Raw genomic sequence first — 19,803 nt, 5'->3', positions numbered from 1 at the left:
GTGAGCGCCGGCAAACCGCTGTCACCGGTGCTTCATTTCCTCGGCTTCCACCGCGGCGAGCCGTTCCTCGCTTGCGGAAACGGATTCCATGGCTTCGTCGATCGATGCCAATGCAAACTCGCAGGCCAGTTTCGTTTCCTCGACGGTACGCTCCGGCGCATCATCGTCGCTTGGCGGAGGGGCAAGCATGTCTCCGAGCATCATTGCCAGCTCGGGGGTATCCCATTGCTCGCCCCTTTGCTTTTTCCGCTTGATATAGTGCCGGATTTCCGTGTCCTGCTCCGGCGAGAGTGGGAGATGTCGAAACGTGTTGCTTGGGCTGGCGTCGATCATGATGTTGCTCCCGAGTTTGAAGTCGGCGGGTGACGAAACAGGGGCCTATTTGCCGCAGCGCGCCCCTTGAATTCCCGCGAGGCGCCCTAGCAGCTCGTCCACTTGGAGTTCAAGGACCTTGTTTCGATCAGATTGCCTGCGGAGTTTGTCGAGCCTGACTCGCCAATATGCAGGATCGCTTACAGACGATTTGTTGATGAAGGCGTGCTGTGCTCGTTCAAGCAGCCCGATGGCTCGCCTGATATGGACCAGCTCGCGTTCCACATCGCAGTACCCGTTCATGTTCGCCGCCTTTTGATTAAGATTTGCATCTCGACTTGATGCCCGGCGAGAACACGTGGATTCCGAAAAGCGGTACAAGAACCGGTTCTGTGCGGTGCAGCTGCCGCACGGCGCGACGAGTTGAAGAGATTGGGAAATACGGTGCCCAAGCCATGGCAAGGCCCAAGCTGGAGGGGGGAGTCGGCGGTTCGCGCATACGGCCCGGATGAACCCATCATACGCGTATCGCCGGGCGCGCAACCGTTTTATTTCGGCCGCGACGAGGCGTGCGGGCTCGATGTTTTCGCATCACGCCGAGAGGCGACCGGGCAGCTTCGGCTCGATGCCACGGGCACGCCAGAGCGCGACCATCGCGCGGCGGGCGCGGGTACCTGCAGTCGGCGCGCTTCGAAAATCTGCGTCACCCTGCGCTACCTGTTCCGTGTATAGTGGGTCTCCCCTTGTGGAGTCACCAACATGCCGACATATCCGCTTCTTCTCTACAAGGGGTACGAACTTCATCCTCTTGTCTTCGCCCGCACGTTCATCCGCTTCGACAGGCATTCGCGTTATGCCGAAGGGTATGACATTGCGGTGCGCATATGCCGTCCGTCCTCGATAGCAAGCTCCCCCGCAAGCCGCGTTTTCCGGCTGAACCAGCCACACACGTTCTCCGATTTCGGAGTGGCAAGGCGTGCGGCACGACAGCAAGGCAAGGACATCATCGACGGGAAGGTGAGCGGGGCTTCGGTCGTCGATTTCTGAAAGCGGTCTTCCCCCGTTCTCCCGGACGGGTTCACTCGCCCGTCATACGTCGCTCGAACTGAGCCGGGCTGACGAAGTTCGGCGTCGACCGTCGACGGTGCGGATGGCGGATGCGCTCGATGTAGTCGAACACACCGGAACGCGCTGCGTCACGCGCGCGATAGACGCGTCGGTTCATGCGCCCGATCTTCGGAGTGCTAACAAACTGCCCACGGCGGCATTGCCGCGGCAACCGCGTCGACGGTTCGTGCTACAGGTAATGGCCGCTTGCCCGAGTAGCGACCGGAAGCCTTGACGGGTGTACCGGGCGGATTCAAACGGTCATCGCCTCACTCAATCGTCGAACTGATTTCGGGTACGCGTCCGGCGCTTCCGCCGGTGTCTTCGGGCATCGCGATCGCACGTCGATTCAGGCCAACGAGCAAGCCGCCCGTCCCAACGCGCGGTATTCGGCAACATTGGCTGGATATCCGGACGGGCCGGGCGCCAGAGCAGACAAGACGCTCCCGTCGGTTTCCGCGCCGGCCGCCTTTTAGGCGTCTTTCAGCCAGGGCATTTCGACGGGCGACACGACCAGTTGCCGGAATTCGCGTTTCAGATCGAAGATGAACCCGACCAGGATCATGGATTCGGCGTAGGGAATCGGAAAGACCTGCGGATTTTCCGGCGTCCGCAGGGGACGCTCGGGCGTGTCCGCTGTCGCCGCGGCGTTCTCGCGCACGCTTTCCAGTTCGTCCGCCATGGGGAAGCCACCGACTTCCAGCACACGGCTGCGCAGATCGCTGAAGGGCTCGACGCGCGCAGCGTCTTCGTGATATTCGGGCACTTCGTAAACGAACCAGGACATTGTCGTCTCCCATGAGAAGGGGCGCTATTCTAACGCCGCGCGACGATCCGGCGAAGATCGGTCATGTCGTGCGATGGCCGCGGGTGCCGCGAGGCAGTCCGGCAGAGGCGATTTCTGACGAGGCGGCCCGCTGCCGAGGCGCCGACAGCATGGCGGTCGCGGGGAACCGGCCCGGCACGGCGACCGGTTCCCCGCGTGCAACAGCTCGCACGGCCGCACGGAGCTTGAAGGCCCGGTATCGCGCTCAGCGGACGAGGGCTGCCGCGAAGTCGCGATACGTCCGCAGCGGGCGGCCGAGGATCGCGGTCAGCCGCTCGACATCGCCTGCTTCCGGCACCATGCCGTCGCTGACGTACCGCTCGGCCATCAGCCGCATTTCGTAGGCCATCCATTTCGGCATGAACTGCGCGAAGTTGTGTTCGAACGGCGAGGGATCGTCGCCGCCATAGGCAATCGGGCGGCCGAGCGTGTCCGACCAGACGGCCGCCAGTTGCGGGCCCGTCAGCGTGTCCGGCCCGACCAGGTTGAGCGTCTCGACCGGCAGCTTGCCGGGCGCGTCGTGGCGGCGGATCAGTTCGAGTGCCGCCACTTCCGCGATGTCGCGCACGTCGACCATCGCGAGGCCCTTGCTGCCGATCGGGATCGGGTAGATGCCGTGCTCGACGATCACGTCCTTGACCATCGATTCGTTATCCATGAAATACGCCGGCCGCAGGATCGTCGCGCTGAAGCCCATCTGCTCGATCATCCGCTCGGCGCCGGATTTCACCGCGAAGTGCGGCACGTTCACGAAACGGTCGGCGTGCAGGACGGACAGATAGACGACGCGCTCGATCCCCGATTCGCGCGCGAGGTTCAGCGCGATCAGCGCCTGTGTGAATTCGTCGCCCGCCACGCCGTTGAGCAGAAACAGCGTGCGTACGCCGGAGAAGGCCGTGCGAAGCGCGTCGATGTCGAGCATGTCGCCCTGCGCGACGGTTACCGCGGCGGGGAAGTCGGCTCGGGACGGATCGCGTACCAGCACGCGCACGTCGACGCCGCGATCGACGAGTTGACGGACGACCTGGCGGCCCACACGGCCGGTGGCGCCGGTTACGAGAATGGTCATGATGTTCGCTCCTGGAATTTCGGTTGGGTTGACCTGCCCACGTAAGGTAGGTGATCCACAAACGATCCGGAAGGTGTGGTAAATAGACGTATCGTCTCACTGGTGGAACACATGGACCTCCTTGCGCTCGCCGATTTCAATCTCGTCGCCCGTCATGGCAGCTTCGGCGAAGCCGCGCGGGTGGCGGGGCGCCCGAAGGCGACGCTGTCGCGCCGCGTCGCGGAGCTGGAGAACAGTCTGTCGCTGCGCCTGTTCGAGCGCGGCTCGCGCGGCGTGAAGCTCACGCAGGAAGGGCGCGCGCTCTACGAGCGGACGGGCACGCTGCTCGCGGAGCTCGCGGACAGCGCGTCGGCGATTGCGTCGGGGAGCGAGCGGCCGCGCGGCCGGCTGCGCATCAGCGCGCCGATGCTTTTTTCCCAGTTCGCGATGGGGAAGCTGGTGGCGACGTTCGCGCTGAAATACCCGGAGATCCGGCTCGAGGTGACGACGGAAGACCGGCCCGTCGACATGATCGAGGAAGGGTACGACCTCGTGATCCGCGTGAACCCGGACCCCGACGAAAGCCTGATCGGGCGCGTGTTCCTGCGCGACCGGCTCGTCGTCGTCGCGAGGCCCGAGCTGGCGCGGCCCACCGGCGAGGCACCCGTACCGGCCGTCGTGCGCGGGGGCGACGGCCGGCGCACCGCATGGGACGTCACGGGGCCCGCCGGAGCATCACGCATCGCGATCGAGCCCGTGGCCCGGCTGTCGTCGCTGGTCATGGTGCGCGACACGGTGCGTCTGGGACTGGGCGCGGCTTGCCTCCCGGTATCGCTCGTGAGCGGCGATCTGGCCGCCGGCACGCTCGTCAGCTGGGGCGACGTACCGGGCCCCGAAATCGCGCTGTGGGCGCTGTATCCGTCCCGGCGATTGCTGAGCGTCCGCGTTTCCGCATTTCTCGATCACCTGAAGGATGCGTTCCCGTCCGGAAAGCCGGAAGAACTGGCTGCCTATACCGAACCGGCGCGGTGAAACGGCGCCGGCCTCGGCTCGCACGCCTTGCCGCACGAGGCGAGCGAGGGATCGTGACGTCCCGCCTCCGTGCGGCGCGACGTTCGGCGGACAGGCGCTGACCGAAACCGGCGAGGCCACGCCGATTGATAACCTTGTTGCATCAATCCTTCCAAAAATCGCACTTATCGTTTGATCGATGCCGGGCGAACATTCGACAAAACGACAATCCACCATCCCCTCCCGCGTATTTCAGGTTTTTCAGGAGACACCCAGATGCACCCCTCGTCCAGCCTTCCGGCCGAACGTTCGAAGGCCGCTGCGATCTTTCGCGTCACGGCCGGCAATTTTCTCGAGCAGTTCGACTTCTTCCTGTTCGGCTTTTACGCCACGCAGATCGCCAATGTCTTCTTTCCCGCGCAAAGCGAGTTCGCGTCGTTGATGATGACCTTCGCCGTGTTCGGCGCCGGCTTCCTGATGCGGCCGCTGGGCGCCATCGTGCTGGGCGCGTACATCGACGAGGTCGGCCGCCGCAAGGGCCTGATCGTCACGCTGTCGATCATGGCGAGCGGCACCATCTTGATCGCGTTCGTGCCGGGCTACGCGACGATCGGCCTGCTGGCGCCCGCGCTCGTGCTGATCGGGCGGCTGCTGCAGGGCTTCTCCGCGGGTGCCGAGCTGGGCGGCGTATCGGTCTATCTCGCCGAGCTGGCAACGCCCGGCCGCAAGGGCTTCTTCACGAGCTGGCAGTCGGCCAGCCAGCAGGTCGCGATCGTCGTCGCGGCGGGCCTGGGCTTCGCGCTCAACCAGTGGCTGAGCGCATCGGCGATCGCATCGTGGGGATGGCGCGTGCCGTTCTTCGTCGGCTGCATGATCGTCCCGTTCATCTTCATGCTGCGCCGCAACCTGGAGGAAACCCAGGAGTTCAAGGCTCGCAAGCATCGTCCGGGCATGAAGGAAGTGTTCGGTACGCTGGTCCAGAACTGGGGCATCGTGATCGCCGGCATGATGCTGGTCGCGATGACCACCACGAGCTTCTACCTGATCACGGTGTACGCGCCGACCTTCGGCAAGACGGTGCTGCATCTGAGCACCGCCGACAGCCTGCTTGTGACGCTTTGCGTCGGTGTGTCGAATTTCGTATGGCTGCCGATCGGCGGTGCGCTGTCCGACCGGATCGGCCGCCGTCCGCTGCTGGTCGGCATGACGATGCTCACCGTCGTGACCGCCTACCCGGCGCTCTCGCTGCTGGCTCACGCGCCGTCGTTCGTCAACATGCTGCTCGTCCTGCTCTGGCTCTCGTTCATGTACGGGATCTACAACGGTGCGATGGTCGTCGCGCTCACCGAAGTGATGCCGGTGCAGGTGCGCGTCGCGGGCTTCTCGCTCGCCTACAGCCTTGCGACGGCCGTATTCGGCGGCTTCACGCCGGCCATCTCGACCGCGCTCATCCACATGACTGGCGACAAGGCCGCGCCGGGCTACTGGATGAGCTTCGCCGCGGTGTGCGCGCTGCTTGCGACTTTCGCGCTCTATCGTCACCGCACGGCGACGCTCACGCCGGCGCATTGATGTCCGGCCCATCCGGAACTTCACTCACACACGAATTCGCATGACCACGACCATGAGAAATCCGCTCCTGAAATTTTGCGTCACCGCGCTTGTCGCCGCCTCGGCGTTTGCTGCCAACGTACAGGCGGCCGAGCTCCACGTGATGAGCTCGGGTGGCTTCACCGCCGCCTACAAACTGCTCGGCCCCCGTTTCGCGGCCGCGACCGGCAATACGCTCGACACCGCGCTCGGCCCGTCGATGGGCCAGGCGCCCCAGGCGATTCCGAACCGGCTCGCGCGCGGCGAGCCGGCCGACGCCGTCATCATGGTCGGCTACGCGCTGGACGAACTGATCAAGCAAGGGAAGGTCATCCCCGGCTCCCGCGTCGAGCTGGCCGACTCGCGCATCGGCATGGTGGTGCGCGACGGCGCGGCAAAGCCGGACATCAGCACCGCAGAAGGTCTCAAGCAGGTGCTGCTGCACGCGAAGTCGATCGCCTATTCGGACAGCGCGAGCGGCGTGTATATCGAACGCGAACTGTTCAAGAAGCTCGGCATCGAGGAGCAGGTGAAGTCGAAGGCGAAGATGATCCCGCGGATTCCGGTGGCGTCGGTCGTCGCGAACGGCGACTATGAAATCGGCTTCCAGCAGGTCAGCGAGCTGCTGCCCGTCCCCGGTGCGACCTTCGTCGGCAAGATTCCCGAATCGCTGCAGTCGGTCACGCGCTTCGCTGCCGGCATCCCCGTCGGTGCGCAGCATCCGAAGGAAGCGAAGGCGCTGCTGGACTATCTTGCGTCGCCCGACGTGCAGGCCGACGTGAAATCGACCGGGCTGGATTCCGCATCCGCTCATTGAGCCCGATCGGCGGGAAGGCCTGCGTCAGACCGCCTTCCCGTCACCGCCGGCCGGCATCTGGCGTGGCCGTGTTTTGATCGGGCCCGCCAGGGGAGGCCGGCCCGGCCATGGCGAGCCGCTGCGCCAGGCGTGTCCGATCGCACGCGCCTTCCCACGACGATACGAAGATCACCGCGCAGGCATTGCTGATCACGCTCGTCAGCGCTCGCGCCTCGGACATGAAGCGATCGATGCCGACCAGCAGCGCGACGCCGGCGACGGGCAGGTCGGGCATGACGGCGAGCGTCGCGACCAGCGCGACGAGCCCGCTGCCGGATACGCCGGCTGCTCCCTTGGAGGTAAGCAGCATGATCGCGAGCATCGTCGCGATCTGCGACGCGGAGAGGGGCACGTCGCACGCTTGCGCGATGAACAATGCCGCGAGCGTCAGATAGATCGCCGTACCGTCCAGATTGAACGAATAACCCGCCGGCAGCACGAGTCCCACGACGCCTTTGTCGCAGCCGAGCGCTTCCAGCTTGACGATCAGACGCGGCAGGACCGGCTCCGTGGACGATGTCGCGAGGACGATGAGCAACTCTTCGCGCATGTAGCGCAGAAGCCGCCACAGCGCGAAACCGTGCAGTCGCGCGAGCGGTGCGAGCACCAGCACGACGAACAGCACGCAGGCCACGTAGAAGGACGCCATCAGCTTCGCAAGCGAGCCGACCGACCCGATGCCGAATCGGCCGACCGTGAACGCCATCGCGCCGAATGCGCCGAGCGGCGCGAGCCGCATGATCATCCCGAGCACGCGAAAGACGACCTGGGCGACACCGTCGATCAGCGCAAGCACGGGCCGACCGGCCCGCGGATGCGCATTCAGCGAGAAACCGAACAACAGCGACAGCAGCAGCACCGGCAACACTTCGCCTTTGGCAAACGCGCCGAGCATCGTGTCCGGAATCATGCCGAGTCCGAACGCCACGAGGTCGCGCGGCTCCGCATGCTTCGCATACGGAGCGAGGATGCTCGCGTCCAGGTGGTGGACATCGATGTGCATGCCGGCGCCCGGTTGCAGCACGTATGCGGTGACGAGCCCGAACGCGAGCGCGGCGGCGGTCAACAGATAGAAGAGCGCCAGCGCCCGCACGATCGTGCGGCCGATGGCCTTCCCGTCCGCCAGCGACGTGATGCCCGAGACGATCGTGCAAAAGACGATCGGGGCGATGGTCATCTTCACCAGGCCGACGAATGCATCGCTGAGGGGCTTGAGCATCGCGCCCGCCGCCGGCCATGCGTGACCGATGCCGATGCCGAGCAACATCGCGAGCAGAACCTGCACGTAAAGCGATCCAAGCAGTCTGGCCAACCTCACCATCCGTTCCTTCGTGTCTCTCTGTGGTCGTTATGCCGATGCGCCGCTGCTGGCGATACCGCCACGCCTGGCCTCGATGACCATCTGATGGAATGCCTCGGCGGCCGGCGTGAGGGGGCGTCCGCGCCGCTTGACGATGCCCACGCGTCGTTTGACGACCGGTTCGACGAGCGGCACGCTCGTGAGTATAGGGTGGTCATGCCCGGGCATCGCCATCGAAGGCACTGCGGCGACGCCGAGCCCGGCTTCGATCAAGCCGAGCAGGGTCGTCACGTGGCGTGTCTCGCAGACGCTCGGCGTGCGCGGCGCGACGGCAGCCAGCGCCTGGTCCAGCAGCAGACGGTTGCCGGAAGTCTTGTCGACCGACACATAATCGTGCTCGTAAAGCTCGCTCCAGGTCACGCGCTTCTTGCGAGCGAGCGGGTGGTCGCGGCGACAGGCGGCAACGAACCGCTCCTGGAGCAACACCTTGAACTCGATCTCCGCCTCCTGGCTGCCGATGAAACTCACGCCGAAATCCGCCTCGCCGCTGATGACGGCCCCGAGCACCTCGTTGGCGCTTGCATCGAGCAGTTTCACCCTGATGCGCGGAAAGCGCTGATGATAGCGCGCGATGACGGCGGGCAGGAAGTAGTAGGCGACCGACGGCACACAGGCGATCGTCACATGACCCAGGCGGCTCGATGACACGTCGCGAATGCCGAGCAGCGCGGCATCGAGGTCGTCCAGCAGTTGTTCGGCACTCTGCGCGAACACGCGACCGACGGTGGTGAGCGAGACGCTGCGCGTGGTGCGCTCGAAGAGCCGCACGCCGAGCGCTTCCTCGAGCTTGTCGATCCGGCGGCTCAGGGCCGGCTGGGAAATACTGACGGCGTCCGCGGCCTTTCGGAAGCTGCCCGTTTCCACGACGGCGCGAAATGCCTGCAAGTCGGTTAAATCGAAGTTGATCGCCACGCACAAGTCTCCACCACGCTAATGGCGAGCATTGTGCATGATTCCGCTCGCGCCATGCGTGTCCCGCTGTCCACGCGGCAACGATAACGCGGCGCGGCGTTCTGCCCGGCCGCGCCGCGAACCGATCTTCCTTGAGGCGCTTCCCGATGTCCCGTGTCGCTTTCGCCCAGGCAGAGCTTTCGCATCGGCCGCGCCGCCAGCGTGCCATCAGTGAAGCGTCTGCAACCCATTTCCGATTCGGTGCAGCGGCTGAAAACGGACGTTTCAGATGATTGGGTGCGATGCCATGGGCGCCCGAAACCTCCGAGCGTGCCTTCTTGTTCCGCTCGTTTTTCCCTCCGAGGATTACAGCAGCTTGGCCGGTGTGCCTGGAAGAACGGGGGGAGGCCGGACCGACCAGCCCAATTTTCGTCCCGGTCTTGGTTGGAAAATGCCGGCTCTTGAGGCCGACCCGATAAAGAAACCTTTGGCGCGAGACCCCATTTCAACCCTATGAGTCAAAATTGACGATGCGCTAAGCTTTGGTCAGGCCTTCGTTGCACGGCCTTCACACTTCATCGTTGGGGCTGAGCGAATGGAAACGTCCTCCGGATTCGAACTGCTGGATGCCGATCGCCTTGCGCTTCTTCAATCGCTGAAGACGTGCATGATCCTGCACGACGCAAAGACCAAGGCCATTCTTTGGGCCAACGCCGCCGCATGCAATGCACTGGGCTTCACCGTCGAAGAATTGCGACCGCTCAAGGCGCCCGATATGAGCCGCAACGCGGAGAAATACCGACACGAGATCGGCTTGCAGTGGCTAAAGGATGCAGCGGAGAACGGCGAGAGCATCATCGAGTGGTGTTATCGCGCGAAAGACGGCACGGAGATCCTGTCGGAAGCGGTAGCGACATGCGTCAAGCTGCACGATCGCGACGTGCTGATGGTCCAGTTCAGGGATATCGCCGCCGAGGAGCGGATCAAGAAGGACCTGAAGCGATTCGAGACCCGCCTCAGGGAGTTCATGCACGACCTGAGCGAAGGGATTGCAGTGTTGTCGGCAAACGGCGAGATCAAATATCTGAGCGAGTCGTCATGCCGGCTGCTTGGCTTGCAGGCCGATGCGTCGACGCTGATCGATTTCACCGCGTTATGCGATGGCGCGTCGCGGCGGGTCGTGCTTGCCCAGCTCGCCGAGGCGGAGCTGCATCACGAGCCGACTTCGTTTCGCTACCGGATCAGAAATGGTGATGGATCGCTGCGCTGGCATGACGCATTTTGCCGCCACGTCGAACTGGAAGACGATCTGACCGGCATCCTGCTGCATTTTCGCGATGTCACGCCTCAAGTCGAGGCGGAGGAAATGCGTCGGGCAAGCGAACGCAAGCTCGAATACCTCGCACGCTACAACGCGATGGGGGAGATGGCGATGACGCTCTCGCACGAACTCAGTCAGCCACTTGCGTCGGCGCGCAATTTTCTCGAGGGCGGCATGATGCGACTCAACGAGTCGCCCGTTACGCCGGACGAAGTGATGTGGGGGCTGGAGAGCGTGCTCAAGCAGGTCGAGCGCGCATCGGTCATCATCAAGAGCGTGCGTGATTACGTCGTGAAGCTCGAGCAGGTTGAAGAGGCGATCGACCTGAACGACATCGTGCACGATGTCGAGTATTTCATCGCCCTGAAGGCGCGTGAGGTTGGCGTGGCGTTCGAATTCGCGCTTAGCGATCGCCCGATACGGGTCCGCTGTGAAAAGATTCTGATCGGGCAGGTGATCCTCAATTTCGCCTTCAATGCGGTCGAGGCCATGCTCGACGTGCCCGAGACATCGCGTTTCCTGACCATCGGGACCTGTTCGGAGCACGGTCGCGCAGTGTTGCGCGTGTCGGATACCGGTGTCGGAATCGATCTCGGCCAGCATGAGAAGGTATTCGATGGCTTCTTCACGTCGAAGCTCGGGGGTAACGGTATCGGGCTCTCGCTCTGCAAGAACATCGTTTCCAGGCATGGCGGCGATGTCTGGGCCGAAGCCAATCCGGGCCGCGGCACGTCTTTCTGCTTCACGCTTCCGCTGGAAGCGCCGAATGGATGACTCACGGATGGCCGCGAGTTAACCGCCGCAATTCGTTCACACCTGATCCATGCCTCGAACACCGATGAAAAGACGTCTGTCCGTTCCGACTCAATATAACCATGCCTGCAATGTCGAGGAACTCCGGATGCTGGCTCGGCGCAGGCTGCCGAATTTCGCGTTCGAATATCTGGATGGCGGCGCAGAGGACGAGGTGACGATGCGAGCCAACCGAAGCGCATTCGAGCGCTGGCGCTTCGTGCCGAAGACACTCGTCGACACCCAGCGGCGGGACCTGTCGAGCACGCTGTTCGGCAAGCGCGTCGCGTTGCCGTTGATCGTCGCGCCTACCGGTTTCAACGGCATCTACCACCGTCACGCGGATCTGTCGCTCGCTCGGGCCGCGGCGCGGACGGGCATCCCGTTCACGCTCAGCACGGTGTCGAACCGGCGCGTCGACGAACTGGCGCGCGATGCGGGCGGACGCGTCTGGATGCAGCTCTACATGCTGAAGGATCGCGCGGTAACCTCGGGATTGATGTATCGGGCGGCTCAGGCAGGTTGCGACACGCTGGTCCTGACCACGGACGCGACCCATCTCGGCAATCGGGAATGGGCGCAGCGGCCGTTTCGTGCACCGATGAAATTGAACTGGCGCAATCGGGTCGATGCGCTGTGCCACCCGCGCTGGATCGGGAATGTGCTGATGCCGAACGGTGCGCCGACGTTTGCAAACCTTGCCGAATATCTGCCGGCCGGTCAGCAAAGCGTGCGTAGCGGCATGGGCTATATGGCGAGCCAGATGGATGCTTCGATCACGTGGGACGATGTGGCATGGCTGCGCGAACGCTGGAAGGGCACGCTGATCGTCAAGGGCGTGTTGGATGCCGACGATGCCACCCGCGCAATTCAGGCGGGTGCGGAGGGTTTGGTCGTTTCCAATCACGGCGGTCGTCAGCTCGACGGCACCGTGCCGTCGATCGACGTGCTCGCCGAGATCGTTCGCGTCTGCGCGGGACGAGCAACGGTGATCGTGGATAGCGGTTTTCGCCGCGGTACCGATGTGGTGAAGGCACTCGCACTTGGTGCGCATGCGGTGATGATCGGCCGACCGGTGCTTTACGGGGTCGCGGCGGGCGGAGAGCAGGGTGCGCTGCATGCGCTATCCTTGCTGGGCGCCGAAATCGACCGTACGCTGGGACAGCTTGGTTGTCCCTCGATCGAGGCGTTAGGTCCGCAATTTCTGCGTGCGGCGTGACGCCCGGCCGCGCGCCCATTCAGGGCAGGCTGATCGGTCGAAGTGGCCGGCTGAATGTCTGCCCGTGAAGGCTAGCCACGCGGGTGGGGCGCGGCCATTGCGTGCCGCGCCTCGATTACGTCCTTGAGCAGGCTCGCAAATGAGGTCGCGCCGAGTTTCTCCTTGATGCTCGCGCGATAGACGTCGACGGTTTTGGCGCTGATACCCAGCTCGCGCGCAATCAGCTTGCTCGCTTTTCCTTCGATCACGCCATTCAGTACTTCCTGCTCACGCGGCGTAAGCGCTCGGATGCGCTGGATCAGCGCCTGGAGGTGCTGATTCGCGCGATGCGTTTCGCTGGCGATTTTCATCGCGTTCTGGATGCGGTCGAGCATCTGTTGCGAGTTGTAGGGCTTCTCGACGAAATCGATCGCGCCGTTCTGCAGGGCACGTACCGACATCGGGATATCGCCATGACCCGAAACGAAAATGATCGGCAGCGAAACACCTCGACGGTTGAGTTCCGCTTGCAGATCGAAGCCGCTGACCCCAGGCATGCGCACGTCCAGCACCAGGCAACCCGGTACGCCAGGATCGAACTGTTCCAGGAATTCCACTGGCCCCTGAAAGCAGCGGGTTTGAATCTTCACCGAGGCGAGCAGCCAGGAAAGCGACGTACGCATATCCTCGTCGTCATCGACGACGTACACAAGGGGGAGCTGAGTCGGTGCATCCATATCGTGCTTCGGTTCGCTGCAATGAGAATAGCTGGCCGCCCCGAAACATCGAGCCGGTCAGCTGTCATCGTAGCGGTTCAAAAAAAATTTCGGTGAGCGATTCCGCGTCTAGAACAAGTGCAACATGCCGATCACGACCGAGTTCGAATTCTGGCCCGGCTTGGGGGCGGCGAGCGCAGCGGGACCGCCCGCATTGTTCAGCGAGAACGCCGCGGCGTCGCCGTTGCGAACCTCGGCGGCGCCGGCATAGACGATGGTGCGCTTCGACAACGGATAGTCGTAACGGATACCGAACGAATCCGCGTTGCCATCGCTATTGGCGATCTTGCGATAGTGGCCGTAGCTGAGCAGTAGTTTGCCGATGCTGATCGGTACTTCGGCGCTTGCTTCGAAAAAATCGGAATGCGGATTCGCGTAGGTCGAACCGGCCATGTTGGGAACGTCCTGGCCGCCGCGGTGCCTCACAAAAACGAAGGCGGGTTTTACGAAGCCGAAGTTGTACGACACGCCGGCCAGTGCGTAATTGCCGCCTTCCACCGGGCTACTCGCGGTGAGCGTCTTGACCGGGCTGAAGCGTTGAAGCTGATAGCCGATATCTACAGACAAATTGTTGTACACGTAGTTGACGCCCCCGCTGTAGGTGTCGCCAAGCGACGCCGGGGCGCCGTTCGACGCGCCGTTGTTGCCTCTGGCCACCAGTGCACGAACGACGAACCCGCCGATGCGCGGCGATACATAGCGCAACGAGTTACTCACGCGCAGTGAAGGGCCGTAGACGAAATTGTCGGCCGCATTGCCCCAGCCCAGGCCCGCGCCGTACGCGGGCAGCGAATACGTGACGAGGATCGTGTGAATCGGGGTGTAGTTGACGCCGGCCTGAAACGCGCCGAACGATCCCGCGAGACCGACCCACGATTCGCGGCCGAACAGTGCGCCGTTCTGCCCGCCAACGCCGTTGAAGGAGTTGAATCCATTCTCGAGCTTGAAAATGGCACGCAGTCCTCCCCCGAGGTCTTCGACGCCCTTGAGTCCCCATGAGGTGGCGGCTATGTCGCCGCTGCCCATGTGGACTGCGTGATTGGGACCGAAGTTCGAATATTCGATCGACGTGTCGATCCGGCCATACAGGGTAATGCTCGATTGAGCAAGGACTGGCGTTGCGCACAACGTCAATGCAGAGGTGAGAATGATTCGCTTGGTCATGCTGTTGGTTCCCCTGGAGTGAAGGTCCGTTACGTGTCTCGTCGTTTTTGGAAGCCGGTATTCGACGACATGATTCGTAGTCCATATTGGTAAGGAAGGTGGAGCCCTTTCCAAAAGACCGGCGATCGTGTCCTTCGAGAAAACGACCATGCCGCAGTGAATTCGCTGGGCCATGCCAGGCGCAGGAAGGCTGGGGCGATGGGGTAGGCGCCGCCGGTACCGACTTCGGCACGCTGAAATATCCCGACGACGAGCGCAGTCTAGGTGATCGCTTTTTTGGCGGTAAGCCAAGGGATGCACGTATCGCAGCAGCAGAATCTTTAGGTTTTTACTGAATTCTTCGCCGGTGTGACAGTGGCAGCGACGGAGTGTGGAACCCGTCGATTCATTACACGAACCCGTTTTCGACTCGGCGGCCGACTAAAGATTTTCCTAGGTCGTCAGGTGGTTTTGTTGGGTTACCGTCAAAAAAGAGTTCTCTTAGACTGCCTTCACGGTTTAACGAGTCGGCTCATCCGATGCGTGCCGCTCGGCTTTGTCCGATAAGGCGATGCAAAGCACCCACGCCTGAATCGCCGCCGACATTGCTGGTGTGCCTGAACCGATCAAGCGGCAGGCATGGCGTGTTTGCGGTTAACGGAACGTTGTGCGTCGATGCGCTCGACATCAAGGCTCGAGAAGACGCCGGCGCACTGAACTGCGACGGCCGACAGTTTCATCGACTGCGATGCGTGCGCGAATCCGTCGAACCGAATGAATGGCCGATCCTCGATTAACTCACTGGTGTTCGCTAACCTGTCCTCGGGAGTTTGCAATGTTGTTGAAGAAGATTTCGACGGTGGCGCTCGTCGCACTAGCCGCCTGTTGGCTGCCGGCTCACGCGCAGCTCAAGATCGGTGTGGTTACTTCGTCGACGGGGCCGACGGCACTTGTCGGCATTCCGCAGAAAAATACGGTGCCGCTGTTGCCGAAGAAAATCGGCGATCTGAGCGTCGACTATATTTCGCTGGATGACGCGAGCGACCCCACCGCGTCGGTGACCAACTTCAAGAAGCTCATCTCCGAAAACAAGGTCGACGCGATCATCGGACCGACCGGCTCACCCAACGCGATGGGGGTGATCCAGTTCGCCGCCGAATCCGGCACGCCGATGTTGGCCCCGGTCGGGACCGCCGCGGTGGTTCTGCCTATGAACGAGCAGAAAAAGTGGGTGTTCAAGACCACGCAAAACGATGACCTGATTGCTCAGGCGCTGGTCGACCATATGGTCAGGACCGGTGTAAAAACCGTGGCTTTCATCGGCTTGAACGACCCCTATGGCGAGAACTGGTATCGGGTGTTCTCGGGCCTCGCGAAGACTCACGGGATTCAGATTACCGCGAATGAACGCTATCAGCGCGCCGACAGTTCGGTAACGGGGCAGGCGCTCAAGGTGATGGCGAGCCATCCGGATGCGGTGCTGATCGCGGCACCCGGCGGCGCGAGCGTACTACCGGAATCGACGCTGTACGACCTCGGCTACAAGGGCAGGTTTTATCAGACGCACGGCGCGGCGTTGCCGGATTTTCTGAAGCTTGGCGGCCGCAAGGTCGAGGGCACGGTGCTGGCTGCGAGTCTCATGCTCGTGCTGCCCGAGATACCCGATAGCAATCCGTCGAAGAAAGTCGCGACCACCTACATCGATGCCTATCAGAAGCTGAACGGCACGAAGCCCGCCACCTTCGGCGCGAACGTCTACGATGCGGGCCTCCTGCTCGAACGTGCGGTGCCGATCGCGGAAAAAAAGGCGGGGCGCCCCGGTACGCCTGCGTTTCGCGGCGCATTGCGAGACGCACTCGAGCAGACCCGCGATCTGGTCGGCACGCAGGGCGTCTACAACATGAGTTCCGTCGATCACAGCGGTTTCGACGATCGCGGCCGCGTGCTGATTACCGTCAAGAACGGCAATTGGGCGCTCATCAAATAAGCGAAAGCCAGACGTCCCGATGAACGCTCAGATAGTTTTGATCCTAGGTCAGGACGGCTTCACCAACGGTGCAATTTATGCGTTGCTGGCGTTGTCGATCCTGCTGGTATTCAGTGTCACCCGGGTGCTGTTCATCCCTCAGGGTGAATTCGTGGTCTACGGCGCATTGACGATGGCCGCGATGCAGTCGGGCAAGTCACTGCTCGTCGTGTGGTTGCTGGTCGCTTTCTCGTTGGCCGAAGTGGCGGCGGACCTCGCCGAGCGCTATCGGCGCACCGGCGTGCTTCGCCTGTCCGCCACCGGGGGCGCGAAGCTCGCTTATGCGTGCGTGCTCGCTGCCTTGGTGCATGTGTTGCCGGTGGCTCAACTCCCTGTCTCGCTGCAGGCCCTGCTGACCTTTGCGCTGATCGTGCCGCTCGGCCCCCAGTTGTATCGGCTGTTCTATCAACCGCTTGCTGGATCGTCGGTGTTGGTGCTGATGATCGTGTCGATTTCGGTGCATATGGCGCTGGTGGGTTTGGGTTTGCTGATCTTCGGCCCGGAGGGGGCGCGCATTACGCCGTTCGTCGACGTGCCGTTGCAGCTCGGCGCCATCAACCTGAGCAGCCAGGCATTGCTGATCATTTCGACGTCCGTACTGCTGATGATCGTGATGAGGCAGGCATTCGAACGCACCGTTTACGGCAAGGCGTTGCGTGCAGTCGCGTTCAACCGGGTCGGTGCCCGGCTGATGGGTATTTCGCCGGTATTCGCGGGCAAGGCGACGTTTTTCATCGCCGCGCTAATCGGCGTGCTGTCCGGGATTCTGATTGCGCCACTGACAACACTGTATTTCGACTCGGGCTTTCTGATCAGTCTGAAAGGTTTCGTCGGCTCGATCATCGGCGGGCTCGTCAGCTATCCCGTCGCGGCGGCAGGGGCGTTCGTGGTGGGACTGATTGAATCATTCTCGGCATTCTGGGCTAGCCCCTACAAGGAGATCATCGTTTTTACGCTGCTCATCCCGGTGCTCCTGTGGCGCTCCCTGAAGAGTCATCCTGTTGAGGAGGAAGAATGACGCCTCGCCGCATCTTCATTTGTGCACTGGTGTTGCTGGCGGTTGTCCCGGTCGTGCTGCCGCCGTTCTACGTGACGCTGTTCAACTACATCGCGTTGTACGCGCTCGTGACGCTCGGCCTCGTGCTGTTGACGGGCGTCGGCGGCATGACCAGCTTCGGCCAGGCGGCCTTCGTCGGTATCGGCGCCTACACCACCGCGGTGTTGACCGCGCATGCCGCGACGCTGCCGGCATGGATCGGCTGGCTGGGCACATCGCCGTGGTTGACGCTCGTGGCGGGGTTGGTGTTGACGCTGGTGGCCGCGTGCCTGATCGGTGCGTTGACTTTGCGCCTGTCGGGCCACTTCCTGCCGCTCGGGACGATCGCATGGGGCCTGAGTCTCTATTTCGCGTTCGGCGCGATCGGCGGATTGGGCGGCAATACGGGCATCGCCGATATTCCGCCGGTGACGCTGGCGGGCGTCAGCCTGCGCGACGGCGCCCGGATGTACTACCTGATCTGGCTGTTCCTGCTGGTGGCGATCGTCTGTACCGGCAATCTGCTCGATTCACGCGCGGGCCGTGCGATACGGGCGCTCAAGGGCGGCACGGTTATGGCTGAAGCGATGGGGGTGAATACGGCGCGGGCGCGCATGGTGATCTTCGTCATCGCGGCATTGCAGGCGAGCGCGTCCGGTTGGCTCTATGCGCATATGCAGCAGTTCGTGAACCCGGTGCCGTTCGGCATCCAGATGGGGATCGACTACGTGTTCATGGCCGTTATCGGCGGTGCGGGACAAGTGTGGGGTGCGCTGCTGGGGGCGGGTGTATTCACCATCGCCAAGCAGTGGTTGCAGGACATCCTGCCGAAGCTGCTCGGCGAAACGGGCAACTTCGAGATCATCGTGTTCGGCTTCGGCATGGTGTTCCTGCTGCATTACGCGCGGGGCGGTTTGTGGCCGCTGTTCGCGCGCCGGCTGTCGATGCTCGGCCGAAATGCGAGCCGCAAGCGCGCCCGTGTGGATGCAAATGCCGCGGCGTTGCCGAAGCGCGCCATGCCGCCGAGGCGTGACGTCCTGCTGGAAGTGCGTGAGGTCACGCGCCGATTTGGTGGTCTGGTGGCGAACGATGCCGTCAGCCTGAACGTGCGCGCAGCGGAGATTGTTGCGTTGTTGGGGCCGAACGGCGCGGGCAAGAGCACGATGTTCAATCAGATCTCCGGCGTCGATACGCCGACCTCCGGCGAGGTCGTGTTTCGCGGCGAACGCATCACCGGCATCGGTTCGAGAAAGATCGCGCAGCGCGGGATGAGTCGCACGTTTCAGCATGTGCGGTTGCTGAGCCGGATGAGCGTGCTTGACAACGTCGCGCTGGGTGCGCACCTGCGCGGAAGCAGTGGCGAACTGCGCGCCGCGTTCCGGTGCGAACGCGACGAAGAGCGCAGTTTGCTTGCCGAAGCCGCACGGCAGATCCACCGCGTCGGGCTTGGGGCCTATCTGAACGAGGAAGCCGGATCGCTGGCTCTTGGACAGCAACGCGTACTGGAAATCGCCAGGGCACTCGCGTCCGATCCTTGCCTGCTGTTGCTCGACGAGCCCGCGGCCGGCTTGCGCTATCAGGAGAAGCGCGATCTCGCCGAGTTGCTGAACAAGCTGCGCGAAGAGGGCCTCGCGATTCTGCTGGTCGAGCACGACATGGACTTCGTGATGAATCTGGTCGATCGCGTGGTGGTGATGGATTTTGGCAAGAAGATCGCCGAAGGTCTGCCGGCCGAGGTGCAAAAGCATCCAGCGGTACTTGAGGCCTATCTGGGCGGGGAGGAGTGAATGGCCGGAGAACTGCTGGAGGTACGCAATCTGTCGGCCTCATATGGCAAGGTGCGCGCGCTGTCGGACGTCAGCCTGCGGGTGGGCGAAGGGCAGATCGTGACCGTGATCGGACCGAACGGCGCAGGCAAGACCACGTTGCTGTCGGCACTCATGGGTGTGCTGCCGTCGGACGGCGAGATCGCATTCTGCGGCGGTCATCACCCGCATGCGCCGATCGAGGACAGGGTCGCGGCCGGGATGAATCTCGTGCCCGAAAAGCGCGAGTTGTTTGCCGAAATGCCGGTGGAGGACAACCTGTTGCTAGGCGCATTCAGCCGGATTCGCCAAGGCCATCGCGATCACCCGCAGACGATGCAGGAGGTCTACGACCTGTTTCCTCGCTTGCGGCAGCGTCGCAACCAGGCCGCGGGCACGCTGTCCGGCGGCGAGCGCCAGATGCTTGCGGTCGGACGCGCGTTGATGGCGCGGCCCAGGCTGCTGATGCTCGACGAGCCGAGTCTGGGGCTGGCGCCGCTGATCGTGCGCGAAATGTTCCGTATTGTCGCGGCGCTGCGTGAGCGCGGCGTGTCGATCCTGCTGATCGAGCAGAACGCACGTGCCGCGCTGAAAGTCGCGGACTACGCGTACGTGCTTGAAACCGGCACGTTGACGATGGAGGGACCGGCGGACGAGATCGCCCGGGACTCGCGGATCGTCGACGTTTACCTGGGATTATCTTGA

The 19,803-nt window shown here is 63.0% G+C and carries 18 protein-coding genes; 10 read left to right on the top strand and 8 right to left on the bottom strand.

The features are described from left to right. Positions 1-21 precede the first annotated feature (21 nt). Positions 22-333, bottom strand: a complete 312-nt coding sequence (locus AC0KUR_RS14210) for a hypothetical protein (RefSeq protein WP_034191353.1) — start codon at positions 331-333, stop codon at positions 22-24. Positions 334-1,071: 738 nt separating this feature from the next. Between AC0KUR_RS14210 and AC0KUR_RS14205 the strand changes: the two genes are divergently transcribed. Next, positions 1,072-1,359 carry a hypothetical protein gene (locus AC0KUR_RS14205; RefSeq protein ID WP_080288006.1) on the top strand — a complete coding sequence of 96 codons (288 nt, stop codon included), beginning with the start codon at positions 1,072-1,074 and terminating at the stop codon, positions 1,357-1,359. A gap of 31 nt (positions 1,360-1,390) precedes the next feature. Here the strand turns inward: AC0KUR_RS14205 and AC0KUR_RS14200 are convergent, their stop codons facing one another. The 3 genes from AC0KUR_RS14200 to AC0KUR_RS14190 all read right to left on the bottom strand — a co-directional run bounded on the left by AC0KUR_RS14200 (position 1,391) and on the right by AC0KUR_RS14190 (position 3,314). Next, the gene (locus tag AC0KUR_RS14200) at positions 1,391-1,537 is read right to left on the bottom strand and encodes a hypothetical protein (protein ID WP_473376065.1); all 147 of its coding nucleotides are present in this window, start codon (positions 1,535-1,537) and stop codon (positions 1,391-1,393) included. A 354-nt stretch (positions 1,538-1,891) separates the two neighbouring features. Continuing rightward, positions 1,892-2,206, bottom strand: coding sequence for a hypothetical protein (locus AC0KUR_RS14195; protein WP_034191355.1), 315 nt, complete (start codon positions 2,204-2,206; stop codon positions 1,892-1,894). 244 nt (positions 2,207-2,450) lie between these two features. Then, positions 2,451-3,314 carry an SDR family oxidoreductase gene (locus AC0KUR_RS14190; protein ID WP_473376064.1) on the bottom strand — a complete coding sequence of 288 codons (864 nt, stop codon included), beginning with the start codon at positions 3,312-3,314 and terminating at the stop codon, positions 2,451-2,453. A gap of 111 nt (positions 3,315-3,425) precedes the next feature. Between AC0KUR_RS14190 and AC0KUR_RS14185 the strand changes: the two genes are divergently transcribed. The 3 genes from AC0KUR_RS14185 to AC0KUR_RS14175 all read left to right on the top strand — a co-directional run bounded on the left by AC0KUR_RS14185 (position 3,426) and on the right by AC0KUR_RS14175 (position 6,711). Next, complete coding sequence (locus AC0KUR_RS14185) at positions 3,426-4,325, top strand: LysR family transcriptional regulator (protein WP_034191357.1); 900 nt, start codon at positions 3,426-3,428, stop codon at positions 4,323-4,325. Positions 4,326-4,580: 255 nt separating this feature from the next. Further along, positions 4,581-5,876 carry an MFS transporter gene (gene tcuC, locus AC0KUR_RS14180; protein WP_034191358.1) on the top strand — a complete coding sequence of 432 codons (1,296 nt, stop codon included), beginning with the start codon at positions 4,581-4,583 and terminating at the stop codon, positions 5,874-5,876. A 52-nt stretch (positions 5,877-5,928) separates the two neighbouring features. Further along, positions 5,929-6,711 (top strand): substrate-binding domain-containing protein, encoded by a 783-nt coding sequence (locus tag AC0KUR_RS14175; RefSeq protein WP_034191663.1) that lies wholly within the window; start codon positions 5,929-5,931, stop codon positions 6,709-6,711. 40 nt (positions 6,712-6,751) lie between these two features. Here the strand turns inward: AC0KUR_RS14175 and dctA are convergent, their stop codons facing one another. Together dctA and AC0KUR_RS14165 are read right to left on the bottom strand one after the other, a co-directional pair. Then, positions 6,752-8,068 carry a C4-dicarboxylate transporter DctA gene (gene dctA, locus AC0KUR_RS14170; protein WP_473376063.1) on the bottom strand — a complete coding sequence of 439 codons (1,317 nt, stop codon included), beginning with the start codon at positions 8,066-8,068 and terminating at the stop codon, positions 6,752-6,754. Positions 8,069-8,098: 30 nt separating this feature from the next. Continuing rightward, complete coding sequence (locus tag AC0KUR_RS14165; RefSeq protein WP_034191665.1) at positions 8,099-9,022, bottom strand: LysR family transcriptional regulator; 924 nt, start codon at positions 9,020-9,022, stop codon at positions 8,099-8,101. Between the two features lie 574 nt (positions 9,023-9,596). Here AC0KUR_RS14165 and AC0KUR_RS14160 point away from each other — a divergent pair. After that, positions 9,597-11,096 (top strand): sensor histidine kinase, encoded by a 1,500-nt coding sequence (locus tag AC0KUR_RS14160; RefSeq protein ID WP_049032811.1) that lies wholly within the window; start codon positions 9,597-9,599, stop codon positions 11,094-11,096. Between the two features lie 64 nt (positions 11,097-11,160). Then, the gene (locus tag AC0KUR_RS14155; protein WP_124669308.1) at positions 11,161-12,333 is read left to right on the top strand and encodes an alpha-hydroxy acid oxidase; all 1,173 of its coding nucleotides are present in this window, start codon (positions 11,161-11,163) and stop codon (positions 12,331-12,333) included. Between the two features lie 71 nt (positions 12,334-12,404). Here the strand turns inward: AC0KUR_RS14155 and AC0KUR_RS14150 are convergent, their stop codons facing one another. Both AC0KUR_RS14150 and AC0KUR_RS14145 read right to left on the bottom strand, forming a co-directional pair. Beyond that, the gene (locus AC0KUR_RS14150) at positions 12,405-13,049 is read right to left on the bottom strand and encodes a response regulator transcription factor (protein WP_034191359.1); all 645 of its coding nucleotides are present in this window, start codon (positions 13,047-13,049) and stop codon (positions 12,405-12,407) included. Positions 13,050-13,157: 108 nt separating this feature from the next. Further along, complete coding sequence (locus tag AC0KUR_RS14145) at positions 13,158-14,252, bottom strand: porin (RefSeq protein WP_473376062.1); 1,095 nt, start codon at positions 14,250-14,252, stop codon at positions 13,158-13,160. 814 nt (positions 14,253-15,066) lie between these two features. Here AC0KUR_RS14145 and AC0KUR_RS14140 point away from each other — a divergent pair. From AC0KUR_RS14140 to AC0KUR_RS14125, 4 genes are read left to right on the top strand one after another with little or no spacing between them, the layout of a single operon-like run. After that, complete coding sequence (locus AC0KUR_RS14140; RefSeq protein ID WP_473376061.1) at positions 15,067-16,218, top strand: ABC transporter substrate-binding protein; 1,152 nt, start codon at positions 15,067-15,069, stop codon at positions 16,216-16,218. Positions 16,219-16,237: 19 nt separating this feature from the next. After that, positions 16,238-17,275, top strand: coding sequence for a branched-chain amino acid ABC transporter permease (locus AC0KUR_RS14135; protein ID WP_034191362.1), 1,038 nt, complete (start codon positions 16,238-16,240; stop codon positions 17,273-17,275). Further along, positions 17,272-19,080 (top strand): branched-chain amino acid ABC transporter ATP-binding protein/permease, encoded by a 1,809-nt coding sequence (locus tag AC0KUR_RS14130; RefSeq protein WP_226252161.1) that lies wholly within the window; start codon positions 17,272-17,274, stop codon positions 19,078-19,080. The genes AC0KUR_RS14135 and AC0KUR_RS14130 overlap by 4 nt, the downstream gene beginning before the upstream one ends. Next, the gene (locus tag AC0KUR_RS14125; protein WP_034191364.1) at positions 19,081-19,803 is read left to right on the top strand and encodes an ABC transporter ATP-binding protein; all 723 of its coding nucleotides are present in this window, start codon (positions 19,081-19,083) and stop codon (positions 19,801-19,803) included.

This window comes from Burkholderia sp. YHN3-13 (genome assembly GCF_055810675.1).
The sequence above is the reverse complement of the archived record's forward strand: the minus strand, read 5'-3'. Positions and strand labels throughout refer to the sequence as shown.